The sequence below is a fragment of the Bizionia hallyeonensis genome, from assembly GCF_042657385.1.
Lineage (GTDB): Bacteria > Bacteroidota > Bacteroidia > Flavobacteriales > Flavobacteriaceae > Algorimicrobium > Algorimicrobium hallyeonense.
Map to the genome: position 1 here is coordinate 276057 of NZ_JBHSLA010000003.1, position 16764 is coordinate 292820.

Genomic DNA, 16764 nt, shown 5'->3' on the forward strand with positions numbered 1-16764 from the left:
TAAATAAGTGTTTATATCAATTTAATTGGGTTCTGTTGTTTTTATGTCTATCAATGAAACTTCACATATAAGTGGCACATTGGTGCCTATTTTATTCTCGTCTCCATAATAGCCATACGCTTTTTGGGAAGGAAATAAAAATGTAACCGTTTCGCCTTCACGCATTAGTTTTAAACCTTCGCGCAATCCGGTAAACAATTCCTGCTTATCCATGATGTAGGTTTGCTGCTTTAAGTCGGCTTGACTATATATTACTGTTTCATTAATATCTTTAATAGTATAGTTATAAGTCACAATATCCCCAAATTCAGGAGTTATTAATGAGTCTGCCGCTTTGGTTTGGTAATAATACCAGAATCCACTGTTGGAAGCTATATAATCTGTTACAGAATCTTTAGCCATTATGGTTTCAAAAACAGCGCGTTCCTTATTAATTAAATTTTTATTACGTTCTACAGACTGATCAATAAACGAACCCGATTTAGCAGAAATGGGACGTCTTGCTTCTGGTGATTTACAAGCAAAAGCAGTTAATAGTAGACATATTATAACTAAAAATCTATTCATTTTTCAGGGCATTGTTATAAGCGGGTAATATACTAATAAATTTTTCAACCGTTTCTGGAAGCGACAAATCGCTCTTCCCACCCGCTGCATTAGTATGACCACCGCCTTCAAAATGTGCACGTGCAAATTCATTCACGGAAAAGTCGCCTTTAGAACGTAACGATATTTTAATAATATTGTTTTGTTTATCTTCAATAAATATAGCAGCAAAAATAATATTTTGAAGGGATAATGCATAATTTACAAAGCCTTCTGTATCACCTTTTTTATAATTGTAGGTGTTTAATTCGTCCTGAGATAACGTTATAAAGGCTGTCCTAGATTCTGGAATAACCTTTAAATTAGATAATGCACAGCCTAAAAGTTGCATACGCTCAAAACTATTAGCATCCATAACCGCATTATGGATTTCAGAATGTTGGGCACCTTTATCCATTAAGAAAGCCGTAACACGGTGTGTTTCGCTTGTAGTTGAAGCAAAACGAAACGACCCTGTATCTGTCATAATTCCAGTATATAAACACGTAGCAATATCTTGATTGATAAGGTTTTTGTCATCCAGCATAGCAATAAAATGATACACCATTTCGCAGGTGGAACTCATACTAACATCCGAATACATATAGGTGGCATAATCATCTGGTTGTTGATGATGATCTATCATTATTTTCATGGCAGCGCTGGCTTTCAAAGCCGGTTCCATATTGCCCGTTCGGTTTAACGCATTAAAATCTAACGTAAAAATGATATCCGCATCCTGAATTAAGGCATCACATTTTTCTGAATCTGTGTCATATTTTAAAATGCTGTCTTCGCCTGGCATCCATTTTAGAAATTCGGGATAATCATTAGGTGCAATAATCACAGCTTCTTGATTATGTATCCTTAAATAGTGATAGAGTCCTAAGGTTGAACCAATAGCATCACCATCTGGATTCTTATGCGGAACAATAACCATTTTTTTTGGTGATCGGAGCAGTTGTTTGATGTCTGAAATAGCTTCTTTTTTCATAGGTGACGAATATACAATTTTTTAGTATTGGTTTATATGGTTTTTATTAAGAAATACATTACTTTTGCACGAAATTTAAAGGAAAGAAATTTAGATAGTAAATAGCTTTTCTTAATTAGAATCCATTAATAGAAATATAACTTAAACAAAGGAATGGCAACAAATAGAACATTTACCATGCTTAAGCCAGATGCAGTTGAAAACGGGCACATTGGCGCAATTTTAGAGAAAATCAATGCTTCAGGCTTTAGAATAGTCGCATTGAAAAAAACACAAATGACACAAGCTGATGCTGAAGCGTTTTATGCAGTGCATAACGAGCGTCCATTTTTTGGTGAATTAGTTGAGTTCATGACACGTGGTCCAATTGTAGCAGCTATATTAGAAAAAGATAATGCTGTTGAAGATTTTAGAAGCTTAATTGGTGCTACAAATCCTGCTGATGCTGCTGAAGGAACTATTCGTAAGTTATATGCAACTTCTATGGGAGAAAATGCTGTTCACGGAAGTGATAGCGATGAAAATGCTGCTATTGAAAGCGCATTCCATTTTTCTGGACGTGAGATGTTTTAGTTACATGCATTATAAAAATTAAAAAGCCTAAAATGTTTATCATTTTAGGCTTTTTTTATTCAAAGTATTACCTTTACTGTGTTCTAAAAAAAGAATACTATGAAAAAAACAAACTATGCCTTATTAGTTTGTGTCCTGTTTTCTACCTTATTAATAGCCCAAAACTCTCAAAAAGCTATCAATGAATTACAAATAGTTACGCAAGCGCAAGTTTCGGTGAATGTCCAATCTGGAGTTCCCGAGTTTATTAAATTTCCTGCAAATCAACCACTAACGTTGTCTGGTGGTACGCTTCAAGAAAAAATCCGAACGTTTTTAGAAACCTATACAGGGTTGTTTAATGACAGTCAAGATTTAAGCAACTTTACATTTCAACCCGCTAAAAAAGACAGCTATGGTTTTCAAAGTGTAACCCTGAATCAGCAACATCAAGGTGTTCCTGTTTTTGATGGCCAATTGCGATTTCATTTTAATCATTCTAATCAGCTAACGGCCATAAATGGCAACTACATTACAAATATTAAAGTAAATGCTGTTCCTTCAATTTCAGAGCAAGCGGCAAATGCTGCTGCTCTAAATATGTTAGCTAAACAGGATCTTAACTATTCTGGTGAAACCGTTTTTGCATATGAAACAAATTTATTTGTTTTTCAAAAAGGCCTTATTGAAAATAATTTAGGATCAAGTTATTTGGTGTATGAGGTGGAAGCCAGAAACAATGCAGATGTTAGAGAATATTTTTATGTCAATGCGCATGATGGTACTTTGGTAGAGCAATTTACTGGTATGCCACATGCTTTAGATCGTATTGTTTATGAAGGAGATACAACTACTGTTGCTTGGCAAGAGGGTGATGTTTTTCCAGGTAATTTGACTATCTGGCAACGTAATGAAGTGGAAGCTTCAGGGCATGTCTATAATTTTTTTAATAACGCCTTTGGTTATGTGTCTTATAATAATGCGGATGCGCAAATGATAACCATTAATAACAGTAACAATCCCAATTTTAATTGTCCTAATGCAAACTGGAATGGAGTTTCTGCTAACTATTGTAATGGTACAGCAACTGATGACGTGGTTGCGCATGAATGGGGACACGCTTATACTGAATATACAAGTGGCTTAATTTACGCATGGCAATCGGGCGCTATGAATGAGTCATTTTCAGATATATGGGGAGAAACGGTTGATTTATTAAATGATTACGCGGATGAAGATGATGATGTCTCCTTACGAACAGGCTGCAATAGTTCTGATCGTTGGCGAATTGGCGAAGATGCGACTGCTTTTGGTGGTGCTATTCGCGATATGTGGAACCCGCCATGTAATAACGACCCAGGAAAAGTTACCGATGGCTTATTTCGTTGTGGTGAGGGGGATTTTGGAGGTGTACATTCTAATTCTGGAATTCCAAATCACGCCTATGCACTTTTGGTTGATGGAGGTACCTATAATGGACAAACTATTAATGGCATTGGCTTGACAAAAGCGGCTCATATTTTTTGGCGTGCGCAAAGCACATATCTAACTTCAACAAGTGATTTTTTCACGTTGGCAGATGCTCTTGAAGCGTCGTGTACAGATTTATTAGGAATTAATTTAGAAGGTTTATCCACAGTAGCAACTGCTGCTGGACCATCCAATCAAATTCTGACTATGGTAGACTATAATGAATTAGTGAAAGTTATTCTAGCGGTGGAATTACGCATTCTTCCAGAGTCTTGTGGGTATGAAGCTATTTTAGCGGCAACTAATGATCCTTGTGAAGCTTCAACTAACAATCCAATATTTTATGAAGATTGGGAATCTGGTTTAGGAAACTGGACCTTAGAGCAGTTACCAGTCAACTCAAATTCCTGGGAGTCTAGAGATTGGGAGGTTACTAGTAGTCTGCCCCAAGGGAGATTGGGACAAGCTGTTTTTGGTGCAGATCCCATAAATGGCAATTGTACCAGTTCCATGCAAAATGGAATTATCCGATTAGAAAGCCCTGAAATTTTTATTCCTATCGATTATCTAACAGGAACTTTTGAAATGACGTTTATGCATTATATCGCTACCGAAGAAGGTTGGGATGGTGGAAATATTAAATACCGATTAAACAGTTCTGGTAACTGGCGACTACTTCCTAAAACCGCCTTTACTGCTAATGAATATAACGCACGGATTAACCCTGTAAGAGACGATAATGATAACCCATTGGCTGGTCAAGATGGTTTTACAGGAACTGATAGTGGATCTAATTCCGGAAGTTGGGGACGTAGTATTGTGAATTTGTCATCTATTACTGGTGTCGTAGCAGGAAGTACAGTTCAGTTTCGATTTGAAATGGGAACCGATGGCTGTAATGGTCGAGTAGGTTGGTATGTAGATGATATTTCTATTTATAATTGTAGCTACGCCTTATCGGTTGAAGACTTTGCTGCTGTGGAAAATGGCATAAAAGTATATCCAAATCCATCAAATGGTCAATTTACAATGAAGAATATTGGAAATTTAGATTTAGTGAAAGCTGATGTTATGGATATCAATGGACGTTTAGTGAAGTCTATAGATTTATCTGGAATTCAGGAAACAACTACTTTAGATATTTCTCGTGTGGCCTCTGGTTTATACTTTATGAAAGTCTATACTAAAACGGCAAATACCGTTATTAAATTGATTAAGGACTAATTGAGTCCTATATTATACTAAAAAATCCCGCAAACTGCGGGATTTTTTGTTTTAAACGTATAGTTGGACTTTTTTCTAATAATATTTCATGAACTAACAACTACCAACTAACGTAGCACTAATTCTTTAATAATGTTCTTCCCTAAATTTTCGTTAAGCATAGAAATAATTTTTTCTTTCCCGTAACTTAATTCTTCACGCAGGACACTAGAACTTAATTGCACATACAATGTGTCGCCTTTAAGTTGAATGGCTGTCGTGTAATTATTTACACCATTACCCATCATGCTTTGCCATGCATCCTGCACGTTTACCGCATTTAACCCCTGTTCTAACCGGTTGGTTTCCACAAACTCCTTAAGTGCGTCTGCAATTGTTAAGTTTTCATTATTACGTTTGGCCATTAGTCTAAATTTAAAGGTTTGTAGCGTTTATACAAAAATACGGCTTCATGCTTATTTACGACTTTTAGTTGCTCTTTAGTTACTAACAAAATGGTTTCCTTCCAAGAATCAAAAGGTGTTGTATAATACACATTCAGGCTATCATTTTCAATTTTAATAATGAAGGTTTCCGCATCTTTAGAAGTTTCAAACGTACCCATGAAATTAGGTTTCATTTTTTTTCGGACGCCTTGTAATGAATCCTCTAAACTTATAAAATCAATTGTATCATTAAAATTATATTCTTTAATACGGCCATCTTTTAGGGTAACACGTTCAATTTCCCAATACCCTTCAAGATTTTTTAAAGACTCGTCTGGGGTATTAGTACAACTGGAAATAACAAGCGCAGTAACGAGCAGTAAGATGAGGTTTTGACGTTTCTGTTTCATAATGAAAACGGTTCTAAAGTTTAAAAATTTCGTAAGATTGATGCACTTGCTTAACAACAGCTTCCGTCCGGTCTGCATGTGTATCGCTTATAAAAAGCTGACCAAAATTTTCATCGTCTACCAATTTAATAATCTGGGATACCCGCTGTTCGTCTAATTTATCAAAAATATCATCCAATAGCAAAATAGGATTTACCTGACTTTTGGATTTTATAAAATCGAATTGTGCCAATTTTAAAGCAATTAAAAATGATTTCTGCTGTCCTTGACTACCGAATTTTTTAATTGGATGTCCGGCGATGTTAAATATTAAATCGTCTTTATGAATGCCAACACTGGTGTATTGAATGGCCTTGTCCTTATTAATAACGGTTTTTAACAGGGCCTCCAATCGGTTATCTGTTAAATCACTTTCATACACCAATTCTACGGATTCGTTGCCGCTGCTAATGGCTTCATAACGTGCCTTAAAAATAGGGATAAAGGACTCTAAAAATGCTTGACGTTTCTCATGAATTTCATGTCCGTATTGATCGAGTTGTAAATTATAAACATCTAAAGTATCCTTATTAAAGGTATGGTTTAAAGCAAAATACTTTAAGAGCGAATTACGCTGTGCTAAAATTTTATTGTATTTTAATAAGGCATTCAGGTAGTTTTTATCGCTTTGCGAAATAACACCATCCACAAATTTCCGTCTGGTAGCACTTCCTTCAATAATTAAATCCCGATCGGCTGGCGAAATAATCACTAAAGGCAAAAAACCAATATGGTCGCTATACTTTTCATAAATTTTGCCATTTCGTTTTATAATCTTTTTCTGACCACGTTTTAAACTCACCACAATTTTTTCTGCCGTATTTTCCTTTTCATATTCACCATTTACCACAAAAAAAGCTTCGTCGTGTTTAATGTTTTGGGATGCAATAGGATTAAAATAACTTTTCCCAAACGATAGGTGATAGATGGCATCTAACACATTCGTTTTACCCACGCCATTGTTTCCAACAAAACAGTTTATTTTCTCATTGAAAACAAAGCTGCGTTCATCAAAATTTTTATAATTCAGTACCGATAAGGATTTCAAAATCATGTAAAAAGAAACTTAAAAGGGTGTTCAGTTTAAAGGATGTGCAAATTATTGAAAAATAACAAATAAATAGGCTTTCAAATCTAAAGAAATATTATATTTTTGCACCGCATTAATTTAGAATATATGGCAACGTACAAGAAGAGAGGATATAAACCAGAAACGAAAGAAGAAAAGCAGCATGATGTTGAAGAGAACTCAACAACGGCAGAAGTTTTTAATACACTTGATGAAAGTGCTTCCAAAACTGAAGATTGGGTAATTGCCAATCAGAAATACATTTTCATTATTATAGGTTTGGTAGCCGCCGTAGTTTTAGGTTATTTAGGGTATAACGAGTTTATAGCAAAACCAAAGCAAACGGAAGCTATGAATGATATGTACCAAGCTCAAAAATATTATGACCAAGCAGTAAATGCAACGGCTGAAAAAGATTCCTTATTTAGCTTAGCCTTAAATGGAGGTGAAGGGAAATTTGGTATGTTAGATATTATTTCAGAGTATGGTGGAACACCATCTGCAAATATGGCTAACTATTACGCTGGTATGGCCTATTTAAATATGAAAGATTACAAAAATGCGGTTTCGTATTTAGGAAATTTTTCAGGAGATGACGAAATTTTGGCGCCTATGGCCAAAGGTTGTATTGGTGATGCCTTTGTGCAATTAAACCAACAGGAAGATGCTTTAGGCTATTATGAAGAAGCTGCTAAAATGCGTTCCAATGAATTTACCACACCTATGTTTTTATACAAAGCAGGTGTTATAGCATTAGATTTAGGCAAAACAGATGTGGCGCTTAAGCATTTTAAAAACATTAAAGAAAACTATCCAACGTCTACTGAAGGTGCTAATATTGACATCTTTATTGGTAAAGCAGAGGCTTTGGCAAGTAACTAATACATGGCTACAGAAAATAACAATTTATCAGAATACGATAAAGCTACAATCCCAAACGCGAAGAACTTTCGGTTTGGGATTGTTGTTTCAGAATGGAATGCTACCATAACAGAAGGACTTTACAAAGGCGCCATCGAGGCTTTGTTAGATAATAATGTTTCAAAAGAAAATATTATTCGTTGGAATGTTCCTGGTAGTTATGAATTAATTTTTGGTTGTAAAAAAATGCAACAACAACCGGTTGATGCTGTTATTGCCATAGGAAGTGTAATCCAAGGCGAAACCAAACATTTCGATTTTGTGTGTGAAGGTGTTGCTCAAGGAATTAAGGACCTTAACGTTTTACATAACGTCCCTGTTATTTTTTGCGTACTAACCGATAATAATATCCAACAGTCTATTGATCGTTCGGGTGGAAAACACGGAAACAAAGGAACTGAAGCGGCTATTGCTGCTATTAAAATGGCAGCACTAAACAAGTAAATAGCCTAATTTCTTAAATTTTATTTTATATATTTTAATAGACATGAGCTAGCTTCATGGACTAGCAAGCAGGATATTGTTAACAATTTTTGGCAATCTGAATGTCCTTTTTCCTTGTAAATTCAGTACTTTTGAAGTTAAAGCAACTAATTAGAAAGTACATTGGCTAAAAAAAATAAAAGCTTTAATTATAAACCAAGATTCCAAGATGTTCCTGAAAAAAATCAGCCAGATAATATTCAGACAAAATGGCAAAGTTTAAAGGGTAATAGAAAGCGAAAACGTAGTTTTCTTACCTCACCATTATTTTTGGTCTTGTTTTTGATTGCTATCTTAATAGTGATTTACATATTAAGTGGCTACGAATAATATAGAATTATGGGAGTTTTTAGTAAGCGAAAAAATAAAAAATACAGCTACACACCGCGTTATTATAAAGGTGATGAGAATCCGTACGAAATAAAACACAAGTTCGATGATTTTCGCTCAACCGTTGGAAGTAGTGGTGGTTTAAAAACAAAGATAAATACCGCTTGGGACGATTATAAAAACAATGCTGATGAACATGCCAATAGACGTGTATTGATCATTATAGCTGTTTTAGTTTTTATATTTTTACTGATTATTGGTTTCGATTTATCCATATTCCTTCCTGAAAACTAATGGCAGACATTATTCAATTATTACCCGATCATGTAGCCAATCAAATTGCTGCAGGTGAAGTTGTTCAAAGACCAGCTTCCGTAGTAAAAGAGCTTTTGGAAAACGCCATTGATGCACAAGCTTCAGAAATTAAACTGCTTATTAAAGATGCTGGAAAAACCCTTGTTCAAGTAATCGATAATGGTTCAGGGATGAGTGTTACCGATGCACGTTTTAGTTTTGAACGACATGCAACCTCTAAAATTAAATCGGCTGACGATTTGTTTCAATTACATACCAAAGGATTCCGTGGCGAAGCTTTGGCAAGTATTGCCGCTATTGCCCATGTGGAATTAAAAACCAAGCAAGAAGCGGATGATGTAGGCACCCAAATAGTTATTGAGGGTAGCGAGGTAAAAGAACAAGAAGTGGTTGTAACACCAACAGGAACGTCTATTGCTGTAAAAAACCTCTTTTTTAATATTCCAGCGCGACGTAATTTTTTAAAATCGAATACGGTTGAATTGCGACATATTATTGATGAATTCCACCGGGTGTCTTTAGCGCATCCATCTATTCAGTTTTCTATGTATCATAATGGCAGCGAAACATTTCAGTTGCCTTCCAGTAATTTCAGACAACGTATTGTAAATATCTTTGGGGCAAAAACCAATGAGAAATTGGTGCCTGTAAATGAAACAACCGAAGTTTTAACCGTTTCAGGATTTGTTGGAAAACCCGAATACGCCAAAAAAACACGTGGCGAACAATTCTTTTTTGTGAATAACCGTTTTATAAAAAGTGCTTATTTAAATCACGCTATTAATTCTGCTTTTGATGGGTTACTAAAAGATGGAACGCATGCGAGTTACTTTTTAGACTTAACCGTAAATCCGCAAACTATTGATATTAATATTCATCCAACCAAAACAGAAATTAAGTTTGATGACGAACATACTTTATACGCTATTTTACGATCGGCAGTCAAACATAGTTTAGGGCAATTTAGTATTGCGCCAGTTTTAGATTTTGATCGGGATTCCAATTTTGATACGCCTTATAATTTCGAAAATAAACAAGCAAAAACACCTAAAATAGAAGTAGATCGTTCGTTTAATCCCTTTCAAGAAGAAACCCGATCTAAAGCATCTTTTAATACATCGTACAAAAAAGAACCAGCTGGAAGTTGGGAAGGTTTGTATGTTGGAATGGAATCTAAAGGAACCAAATCGACATCTGATTTTAACGAAATGCGTTTTGAGAGCGATGAACAAACCGGTAATATGTTTCAAGACGATTCCAGTTTAGATGTGAAACAATCTACCTATCAACTTCATAATAAATATGTAGTTAGTACAATAAAATCGGGTATGTTGGTAATTGACCAACATCGTGCGCACCAACGAATTCTATATGAAAATTTCTTAAAGCATATCACTATTAAAGAGAGTGTAAGTCAGCAATTGTTATTTCCTGTATTAGTGTTTTTATCGCAACAAGAAATGGATTGTATAAAAGAAGTACAAGAAGATTTAGAACACACTGGATTTGTATTTGCTAACTTTCATAATGATCATATTGAAATTTCAGGTGTTCCAATTAGTGTTCCGGAGAGTGAAGTCACTGTTATTTTGGAACAGCTGATTAGTGACATAGAAAACGAAGTGCCAGACACTCATTTTAGTGCAACCGATTTATTGGCAAAATCTATGGCAAAGAGTTTGGCTATTAAGAGAGGACAATCCTTATCTTTGATGGAGCAAGAGCATTTAGTGAATAGTTTATTTGCTTGTAAAGACCCTAATAGTTCACCAACAAATCAAGCAACTTTCGTTACGATAAGCGTGGATGAAATAGATAAAAAATTTATATAAGTAAAATCTTATGATGAATAATATTACCGATACGGTCAAACATTTAATTATTTTAAACGTGCTTATGTTTGTAGGTACGCTTACAGTTGGAGGAGCGGCATTGGGCGAGAATACTGTGTTCTACGATTGGTTTGCCTTACACTTTCCTAAAAATGTGGCCTTCCAGCCTTGGCAAATAATTACACATATGTTTATGCATGGTGGTTTTATGCATATTTTGTTTAATATGTTTGCGTTATGGATGTTTGGAACGGCCGTAGAACAACGTTTTGGGGCTAAAAAATTTATATTTTTCTACTTGTCAGCGGGTTTAGGCGCGGCCCTCTGTATGATTGGTTACTATTATATTACCTTTTATTCAGGACTCAGCACATTAACCGAAGCCGGTGTTGGCGAAACTCAAATACTTGAAACATTAAATTCTGGTATGTATAATACAGGTTGGCAACAAATAATGGGTGCAGCAGATATGCAACAATTTGTAGGTGTTTTTAATAGTACCATGGTAGGTGCTTCTGGTGCAATCATGGGGGTTTTAGTGGCCTTTGGGATGTTGTATCCAGAATCTAAATTAATGTTGATTTTCCTGCCAGTCCCTATTAAAGCCAAGTATTTTATTCCGGGAATTATTGCATTAGATTTAATTTCGGCTATAACGGGACAATCCTTTTTTAGTCCTAGTAATACGGCCTATGTTGCCCACCTTGGAGGCGCTTTAACTGGGTTTTTAATTATGTGGTATTGGAAAAAAACACAATTCAACAAAAACCGTTGGGATTAGTATGACAAACTTAAATCAAGATATCCGCACAAAATTGCAGCATCTCAATGTTTTTGAAAAGCTGATAGTTGGTAATTTTGCTGTTTTTATAATCGGATTATTAGTAACGCTACTTTTCAAATTCGATTTACAGTGGTTTGAATTACCGAGTGTATTTAGCGAGTTTATAATTCAACCTTGGAGCGTTATTACTTATGCGTTTGTGCATTATGATTTTTGGCATTTCTTTTTTAATATGATTTGGCTTTATTTTATTGGTGGCATGTTTAATAATATGTTCTCAAAAAAAATGGGACTAAATGTGTATTTTTTAGGTGCTATTTCAGGAGGACTTTTATTTTTATTAGGTTATAACCTGTTCCCGAGTTTGTTTCAATCGCCAACTAGATTGGTGGGCGCATCGGCAGCTGTTCGTGCATTATTGATTTTTTTATGTGCTTATATGCCCAGTATGGAGGTGCGTTTTTTCACCTTTAATTTAAAGCTGTGGTATATTGGTGCAGCCATTGTTGCTTTTGATGTTTTGGGCATCATTGCCGGCATAAATGATCCTGTTTCTGGCAATGCTGGTGGTAATTTAGCACATTTAGGTGGCGCTATTTTAGGTTATTTTTATGCGAAACAATTAGTTAAAGGTCAAGATATTGGGAAGGGGTTCGAGAAATATATGGATCAGTTTATGAGCCTATTTTCAAAATCGAAAAAATCACCCTTAAAAACCGTTTATAAAAAGAAGTCTGGTAAAGTTGCGGGTTTTTCAAAGGAGGAATTCGATCAGTTTAATAAACAGAAGAAAATAGATGTCATTCTAGATAAAATTAGTAAAAGTGGTTATGATAGTTTAACAAAAGCCGAAAAAGAGTTTTTGTTTAAAGCTGGAAAATAATATACTATTTGTAGTAAATATAAGTTATAGCAGCTTGTAGTATTGTTATTGGATTTCGGCTTGCCGTTTTCATTCAAATTATATGAAAAACTTAACGTTAATAGATAAATTTATATACCTCTTAAATGGTCTTTTAGCCTTTGTTTTGCTGTTATCGTATTTATTGCCGTTTGTACCACCTAAAACGTTTGCATTACTTTCTGTATTGAGTTTAGGCGTGCCTTTCTTGATTCTTATAAACGTGGTGTTCTTTTTATATTGGTTAATTAAACTCAAAAAACAGTTAATATTATCTGCTGTTGTGTTAGTGATTGGCTATTTTAGTTTTGGGTCTTTATATAAGTTTTCTTCCGAAGATGATAAAATTCATGACCACCAACTTAAAGTCATGAATTATAACGTGCGCTTATTTAACTTGTACGATTGGATTCCTGAAAAAGGCATAGCTGTGAAAATGGTCGATTTAATCAAACAGAAAGCACCGGATGTACTGACGATTCAAGAATATCATCCACATCCTGATATTGATTTATCAACTTTTAAATATAAATTCGAGAAATTATCAGGGAATAAAACTAAATATGGTCAGGTTATTTTATCACAATACCCCATTATTAATTCAGGATCTGTGGAATTTCCCGAGACATCAAACAACGCCATTTTTGCGGATATAGTAAAGGCCGATGATACCATTCGTATTTATAATGTCCATTTACAATCCTTAAAAATTGATGCTAATATGGATAAGCTGAAACAGGAAGATTCTGAACGCTTATTAAAACGAATAGAACAAACGTTTGAAATGCAACAACTCCAAACCGAATTGTTTTTAGAGCATAAAGCGTCGTGTCCTTATAAGGTTATTATTTCTGGCGATTTTAATAATACCGCGTTTTCATACGTTTATAAGGAGTTGAAAGGCGATTTAAACGATACGTTTAAGCAAGCAGGAAATGGTTTTGGTAGAACATACGACTTCAAATTTTTTCCCATCCGCATCGATTTTATTTTCAGTGATCCTTCTTTTGAAATCACGGATTTTAAAACCATAGATAACAAATATTCAGACCATTATTCTATAATGGCCACCTTGAAATTACATTAAGGCGCAGTCTGCTGAATCTGCTATAATATGAATTACCAATCCAATACCAACTAATCTGGTTTTTTTCGGAATTAACAAAAGCACATACAGGCCAATTGCCCAATAGGTATGCAATGAATGAAAATTAATACTACATCTATTGGGATCAAAAATAGGCGTTGCTAATAGGTGATCTAAATCAATAATCATAGTTGTTACCATAATAAGATATGCCTTTAACCAATAGGTTCTGTAAAAGACGAATGCAACTAGTAAAGGCAGTAAAAAGTGCAGATTGTAGTGAACGAGATTTTGTAGCATTACCAGAATGGTTTTTGAGATTCTAGGTAATTTAAAGCATTCGGTCCTTCATTACATATTAAATCTAAGATACTTAAGTTGTTAATGAAGCCATGTTTATCATCAAAAACTTGGGTATAGGATTCAAAATTTGGTGCTTTTTCGCCTTTGGCTTTTACTAGATACCGTAAATCGGTAAATTGAGCGGGTTCCTTTTCAAATGTGGTTGTTTGTAGGGTTTCAATTTCTAATTGTAAGCAATCGCAAATGGTTTGAAAACAACGTCGGTTAAATTCCAGCAAATTAGAAACGGGTTCTTCAAATAAGGGCTTTAATTCATCTTCATAAAATTCGAAAAAAGGCGATGTTTTATAAGCAGATTCTAAAGATTTCCAATGGTTGCGTTGCCAATTTTCGTCATTAAAAGTCTGGACATCCACATACTGCTGCCGGTCTTTTTGACTGTGTATTACTGGAATATTCAACAATAATTTACCATTAGCACCATAAATATAAGCTCTATTTCTATAGGTCTGTTTTTGGAAATTATCAGCCATTTCAAAGGTGACGGTTTCCGCCTGACTTATAGCGACAAAATGCGCGATGCTTGGAAAATACGTTGGATGTATAAGAATATTCATGGGTTTAGATGCTTGTTGCAAAGTTGATTACATAATGCGTTGCACAACTTTACGTTTTACAACTAACTATTAGCATTCTTATGTTTACGCCATTTACTAAACCCAAACCATGCGGCTAATAGGACTAAAAACGGAATGAAATATGAAACTGGTTCGCCACTACCATTTACGGTTGTAAATAAACGCTCCCAACGAATTTTTTCTTTAATGCCTTGACCATTACTATTATAACTCATCCATATAAATACCGGTTTTCCAACCACATGATCGAAAGGCACAAATCCCCAAGAACGTGCGTCTAACGAGTTATGGCGGTTGTCTCCCATGAGCCAATAATAATCTTTTTGGAATGTATAGCTATTGGCCACTTCACCATTAATAAAAATCTGATTGCCTTTTACTTGTAAGGTGTTATTTTCATATTCTGTAATGGCACGTTTGTAAAGTGGTAAAACTTCTAAATTTAAGTCAATTGTTGCTCCAGCTTCAGGAATATAAAGCGGTCCAAACCAATCGTTATTCCAATTGTAATTAGCGTCATGCGGGAAAACACTTAATTCACGCTCACCTTCCTCACGCTTAAGAGGTTCAACACTCTTCACGTTTGGATGGTTTTTAAATTTCGCTAAATTTTCATCTGAAATTCCAGGGAAGTAACTCACGGAGTAGTCTTGGTTATACTGCGGGAAATCGGTTATATTATAGCGGCTAGACAATATATAATTATTGAAAGGCCCATTTTTTGTTTCTACTTTATAAGAAAATTGCAATTTAGCTCTGTCTGGCAAAGCATTTTGTTTGCCATTAATATATACATAACCATTGCGAATTTCTAAAGAATCTCCAGGGATACCAACGGCACGTTTTACGTAATTCGTTTTCTTATCAATTGGTTTGTAATAATTTCTATCAGCCGATTTATACATATTGTACAACGTATCTACTGGCCAGTTGAAAACAACAATATCATTATGTTTTATATTTTGAAAACCTGGAATTCTTAAATAGGGTAGTGATAATTTGTTTATGAATGAGGTGTTTCTGTTTTCTACATTGTCATCATATAAATATGATTTTTTATTAATAAACGGAATGGTATCATGAACCATTGGCGCAGCTACAGTAGACATGGGAACGCGCGCGCCGTAATGAAATTTACTAACAAAAAGGAAATCGCCAACCAGTAATGATTTTTCTAAAGAAGACGTTGGAATGGTATACGGTTGAATAATATAGGTGTGCACTACGGTTGCAGCTACAATTGCAAACAGAATAGAACTTACCCAATCACCAAGAGGCGTTCGGGGATGTAAACTTCTATCTTTTACATGTTGCACATCTACAGCATAATTTAAATAGTAATTATAAAAACCTAAAGTGAATAGCGCCAAAACGGTATCTGTCGCGGAATTTTTCCCAAAACTTCTAGCGGTTTCAACCCATACAACTGGAAACATGATGAGATTTACAATCGGTAAAAAGAGCAGGATTGTCCAATACCATGGACGGTTAATTATCTTCATTAAAATAACCGCATTGTACACAGGAACGAAAGCCTCCCAAGCTTGTCTACCAGCTTTTATATATAATTTCCAAGTTCCTAATCCGTGAATAATTTGAATAATTAGGATAACTATGAACAATTGAATGAGTGTCATATATTTTTACTTTTGTTGTTATTGGTAGGCAACCTTCATATTTCGTTACCTGAATTGTTTGTTTTAACCTATGTTTAACACATCTTTCATGGTGTAAACACCTGTTTTATCTTGTAGCCATTCAGCGGCAATAACAGCGCCTAGTGCAAACCCTTCGCGGCTATGCGCTTCATGTTCAATAGTAATGGTATCTGTATTGCTGGTATAGGAAACGGCATGGGTTCCAGAAACATCATCAAGGCGTTTAGCTGAAATGGGTATGGTATTTTCTTTTTTTGAAAGCAGGCTCCAATCTGAATACGAATCGTGTTCAGAAATAATAGATTCTGCTAATGTAATAGCCGTTCCACTTGGCGCATCCAGTTTTTGAGTATGATGAATTTCTTCTAAAGAAACTTTGTAAGACTCAATTTTCGACATCATTTTGGCTAGTTGTTTATTTAGTTCAAAAAAGATATTGACACCCAAACTGAAATTTGATGCATAAATAAAAGCGCCATTTTCTTCTTCGCAAAGTGCTTTGGCTTTCTTGAAATTGTCCAACCAACCGGTAGTTCCAGAAATAACTGGGACACCATGCTTAAAACATTTTATGATATTAAAAAAAGCAGCATTGGGAACACTAAAATCGATAGCAACATCTGCTTGGGTGATATCGTAGCCATCTTCATCGTTTGTTTTTATAACAATAGTATGGCCACGTTGAATTGCTATTTTTTCAATGGTTTTACCCATTTTACCATATCCTAAAAGTGCAATTTTCAT

The 16764-nt window shown here is 34.9% G+C and carries 18 protein-coding genes; 9 read left to right on the plus strand and 9 right to left on the minus strand.

Annotation, left to right across the window (positions count from 1 at the left end):
• Positions 1–21: 21 nt before the first annotated feature.
• Together gldI and ACFPH8_RS09345 are read right to left on the minus strand one after the other, a co-directional pair.
• Entirely contained in the window at positions 22–567 is a 546-nt protein-coding gene (gene gldI / locus ACFPH8_RS09340; protein ID WP_376860416.1) for a gliding motility-associated peptidyl-prolyl isomerase GldI, read from the minus strand.
• Entirely contained in the window at positions 560–1579 is a 1020-nt protein-coding gene (locus ACFPH8_RS09345; protein ID WP_376860418.1) for a DHH family phosphoesterase, read from the minus strand. The genes gldI and ACFPH8_RS09345 overlap by 8 nt, the downstream gene beginning before the upstream one ends.
• A gap of 153 nt (positions 1580–1732) precedes the next feature.
• Between ACFPH8_RS09345 and ACFPH8_RS09350 the strand changes: the two genes are divergently transcribed.
• Both ACFPH8_RS09350 and ACFPH8_RS09355 read left to right on the plus strand, forming a co-directional pair.
• A complete protein-coding gene (locus tag ACFPH8_RS09350) occupies positions 1733–2152 on the plus strand; it encodes a nucleoside-diphosphate kinase (RefSeq protein WP_066255829.1) in 420 nt (139 codons plus the stop codon).
• 99 nt (positions 2153–2251) lie between these two features.
• The gene (locus ACFPH8_RS09355) at positions 2252–4825 is read left to right on the plus strand and encodes a M4 family metallopeptidase (protein ID WP_376860421.1); all 2574 of its coding nucleotides are present in this window, start codon (positions 2252–2254) and stop codon (positions 4823–4825) included.
• 107 nt (positions 4826–4932) lie between these two features.
• Here ACFPH8_RS09355 and ACFPH8_RS09360 read toward each other — a convergent pair whose 3' ends face one another.
• Genes ACFPH8_RS09360 through recF form a run of 3 tightly spaced genes read right to left on the minus strand, consistent with a single transcriptional unit; the run spans position 4933 to position 6753 of the window.
• Entirely contained in the window at positions 4933–5229 is a 297-nt protein-coding gene (locus tag ACFPH8_RS09360) for a DciA family protein (RefSeq protein ID WP_376860423.1), read from the minus strand.
• Positions 5229–5660, minus strand: coding sequence for a hypothetical protein (locus ACFPH8_RS09365; RefSeq protein ID WP_376860425.1), 432 nt, complete (start codon positions 5658–5660; stop codon positions 5229–5231). Before ACFPH8_RS09365 ends, ACFPH8_RS09360 begins: the two co-directional genes overlap by 1 nt.
• A 13-nt stretch (positions 5661–5673) precedes the next feature.
• Entirely contained in the window at positions 5674–6753 is a 1080-nt protein-coding gene (gene recF / locus ACFPH8_RS09370) for a DNA replication/repair protein RecF (RefSeq protein WP_376860427.1), read from the minus strand.
• A 123-nt stretch (positions 6754–6876) separates the two neighbouring features.
• On the opposite strand from recF, the gene ACFPH8_RS09375 reads away from it, so the two are divergent.
• The 7 genes from ACFPH8_RS09375 (at position 6877) to ACFPH8_RS09405 (ending at position 13421) form a co-directional block, all read left to right on the plus strand.
• Positions 6877–7650 (plus strand): tetratricopeptide repeat protein, encoded by a 774-nt coding sequence (locus tag ACFPH8_RS09375; RefSeq protein WP_248395035.1) that lies wholly within the window; start codon positions 6877–6879, stop codon positions 7648–7650.
• Positions 7651–7653: 3 nt separating this feature from the next.
• Entirely contained in the window at positions 7654–8133 is a 480-nt protein-coding gene (gene ribH, locus ACFPH8_RS09380; RefSeq protein ID WP_376860429.1) for a 6,7-dimethyl-8-ribityllumazine synthase, read from the plus strand.
• Positions 8134–8511: 378 nt separating this feature from the next.
• Positions 8512–8796, plus strand: a complete 285-nt coding sequence (locus ACFPH8_RS09385; RefSeq protein WP_376860431.1) for a riboflavin synthase subunit beta — start codon at positions 8512–8514, stop codon at positions 8794–8796.
• The gene (gene mutL / locus ACFPH8_RS09390) at positions 8796–10649 is read left to right on the plus strand and encodes a DNA mismatch repair endonuclease MutL (RefSeq protein ID WP_248395032.1); all 1854 of its coding nucleotides are present in this window, start codon (positions 8796–8798) and stop codon (positions 10647–10649) included. The genes ACFPH8_RS09385 and mutL overlap by 1 nt, the downstream gene beginning before the upstream one ends.
• 13 nt (positions 10650–10662) lie before the next feature.
• Positions 10663–11430, plus strand: a complete 768-nt coding sequence (locus ACFPH8_RS09395; protein ID WP_376860791.1) for a rhomboid family intramembrane serine protease — start codon at positions 10663–10665, stop codon at positions 11428–11430.
• 1 nt (position 11431) lies between these two features.
• Positions 11432–12316 carry a rhomboid family protein gene (locus ACFPH8_RS09400; protein WP_248395031.1) on the plus strand — a complete coding sequence of 295 codons (885 nt, stop codon included), beginning with the start codon at positions 11432–11434 and terminating at the stop codon, positions 12314–12316.
• 82 nt (positions 12317–12398) lie between these two features.
• Positions 12399–13421 carry an endonuclease/exonuclease/phosphatase family protein gene (locus ACFPH8_RS09405; RefSeq protein ID WP_376860434.1) on the plus strand — a complete coding sequence of 341 codons (1023 nt, stop codon included), beginning with the start codon at positions 12399–12401 and terminating at the stop codon, positions 13419–13421.
• Here the strand turns inward: ACFPH8_RS09405 and ACFPH8_RS09410 are convergent.
• The 4 genes from ACFPH8_RS09410 to dapB all read right to left on the minus strand — a co-directional run bounded on the left by ACFPH8_RS09410 (position 13413) and on the right by dapB (position 16764).
• Positions 13413–13721 (minus strand): DUF6122 family protein, encoded by a 309-nt coding sequence (locus tag ACFPH8_RS09410; protein ID WP_376860436.1) that lies wholly within the window; start codon positions 13719–13721, stop codon positions 13413–13415. The genes ACFPH8_RS09405 and ACFPH8_RS09410 overlap by 9 nt on opposite strands.
• On the minus strand, positions 13721–14341 hold the full coding sequence (locus ACFPH8_RS09415; RefSeq protein ID WP_376860438.1) for a WbqC family protein: 621 nt from the start codon (positions 14339–14341) through the stop codon (positions 13721–13723). The genes ACFPH8_RS09410 and ACFPH8_RS09415 overlap by 1 nt, the downstream gene beginning before the upstream one ends.
• 62 nt (positions 14342–14403) lie before the next feature.
• A complete protein-coding gene (gene lepB / locus ACFPH8_RS09420; protein ID WP_376860440.1) occupies positions 14404–15999 on the minus strand; it encodes a signal peptidase I in 1596 nt (531 codons plus the stop codon).
• A 63-nt stretch (positions 16000–16062) separates the two neighbouring features.
• Positions 16063–16764, minus strand: coding sequence for a 4-hydroxy-tetrahydrodipicolinate reductase (gene dapB, locus ACFPH8_RS09425; RefSeq protein WP_376860442.1), 702 nt, complete (start codon positions 16762–16764; stop codon positions 16063–16065).

Excerpts from the sequence above, each read along its gene's own strand:
- gldI (WP_376860416.1), bottom strand. The coding sequence starts at position 567 with ATGAATAGATTTTTAGTTATAATATGTCTACTATTAACTGCTTTTGCT.
- ACFPH8_RS09345 (WP_376860418.1), bottom strand. The coding sequence starts at position 1,579 with ATGAAAAAAGAAGCTATTTCAGACATCAAACAACTGCTCCGATCACCA.
- ACFPH8_RS09350 (WP_066255829.1), top strand. The coding sequence starts at position 1,733 with ATGGCAACAAATAGAACATTTACCATGCTTAAGCCAGATGCAGTTGAA.
- ACFPH8_RS09355 (WP_376860421.1), top strand. The coding sequence starts at position 2,252 with ATGAAAAAAACAAACTATGCCTTATTAGTTTGTGTCCTGTTTTCTACC.
- ACFPH8_RS09360 (WP_376860423.1), bottom strand. The coding sequence starts at position 5,229 with ATGGCCAAACGTAATAATGAAAACTTAACAATTGCAGACGCACTTAAG.
- ACFPH8_RS09365 (WP_376860425.1), bottom strand. The coding sequence starts at position 5,660 with ATGAAACAGAAACGTCAAAACCTCATCTTACTGCTCGTTACTGCGCTT.
- recF (WP_376860427.1), bottom strand. The coding sequence starts at position 6,753 with ATGATTTTGAAATCCTTATCGGTACTGAATTATAAAAATTTTGATGAA.
- ACFPH8_RS09375 (WP_248395035.1), top strand. The coding sequence starts at position 6,877 with ATGGCAACGTACAAGAAGAGAGGATATAAACCAGAAACGAAAGAAGAA.
- ribH (WP_376860429.1), top strand. The coding sequence starts at position 7,654 with ATGGCTACAGAAAATAACAATTTATCAGAATACGATAAAGCTACAATC.
- ACFPH8_RS09385 (WP_376860431.1), top strand. The coding sequence starts at position 8,512 with ATGGGAGTTTTTAGTAAGCGAAAAAATAAAAAATACAGCTACACACCG.
- mutL (WP_248395032.1), top strand. The coding sequence starts at position 8,796 with ATGGCAGACATTATTCAATTATTACCCGATCATGTAGCCAATCAAATT.
- ACFPH8_RS09395 (WP_376860791.1), top strand. The coding sequence starts at position 10,663 with ATGAATAATATTACCGATACGGTCAAACATTTAATTATTTTAAACGTG.
- ACFPH8_RS09400 (WP_248395031.1), top strand. The coding sequence starts at position 11,432 with ATGACAAACTTAAATCAAGATATCCGCACAAAATTGCAGCATCTCAAT.
- ACFPH8_RS09405 (WP_376860434.1), top strand. The coding sequence starts at position 12,399 with ATGAAAAACTTAACGTTAATAGATAAATTTATATACCTCTTAAATGGT.
- ACFPH8_RS09410 (WP_376860436.1), bottom strand. The coding sequence starts at position 13,721 with ATGCTACAAAATCTCGTTCACTACAATCTGCACTTTTTACTGCCTTTA.
- ACFPH8_RS09415 (WP_376860438.1), bottom strand. The coding sequence starts at position 14,341 with ATGAATATTCTTATACATCCAACGTATTTTCCAAGCATCGCGCATTTT.
- lepB (WP_376860440.1), bottom strand. The coding sequence starts at position 15,999 with ATGACACTCATTCAATTGTTCATAGTTATCCTAATTATTCAAATTATT.
- dapB (WP_376860442.1), bottom strand. The coding sequence starts at position 16,764 with ATGAAAATTGCACTTTTAGGATATGGTAAAATGGGTAAAACCATTGAA.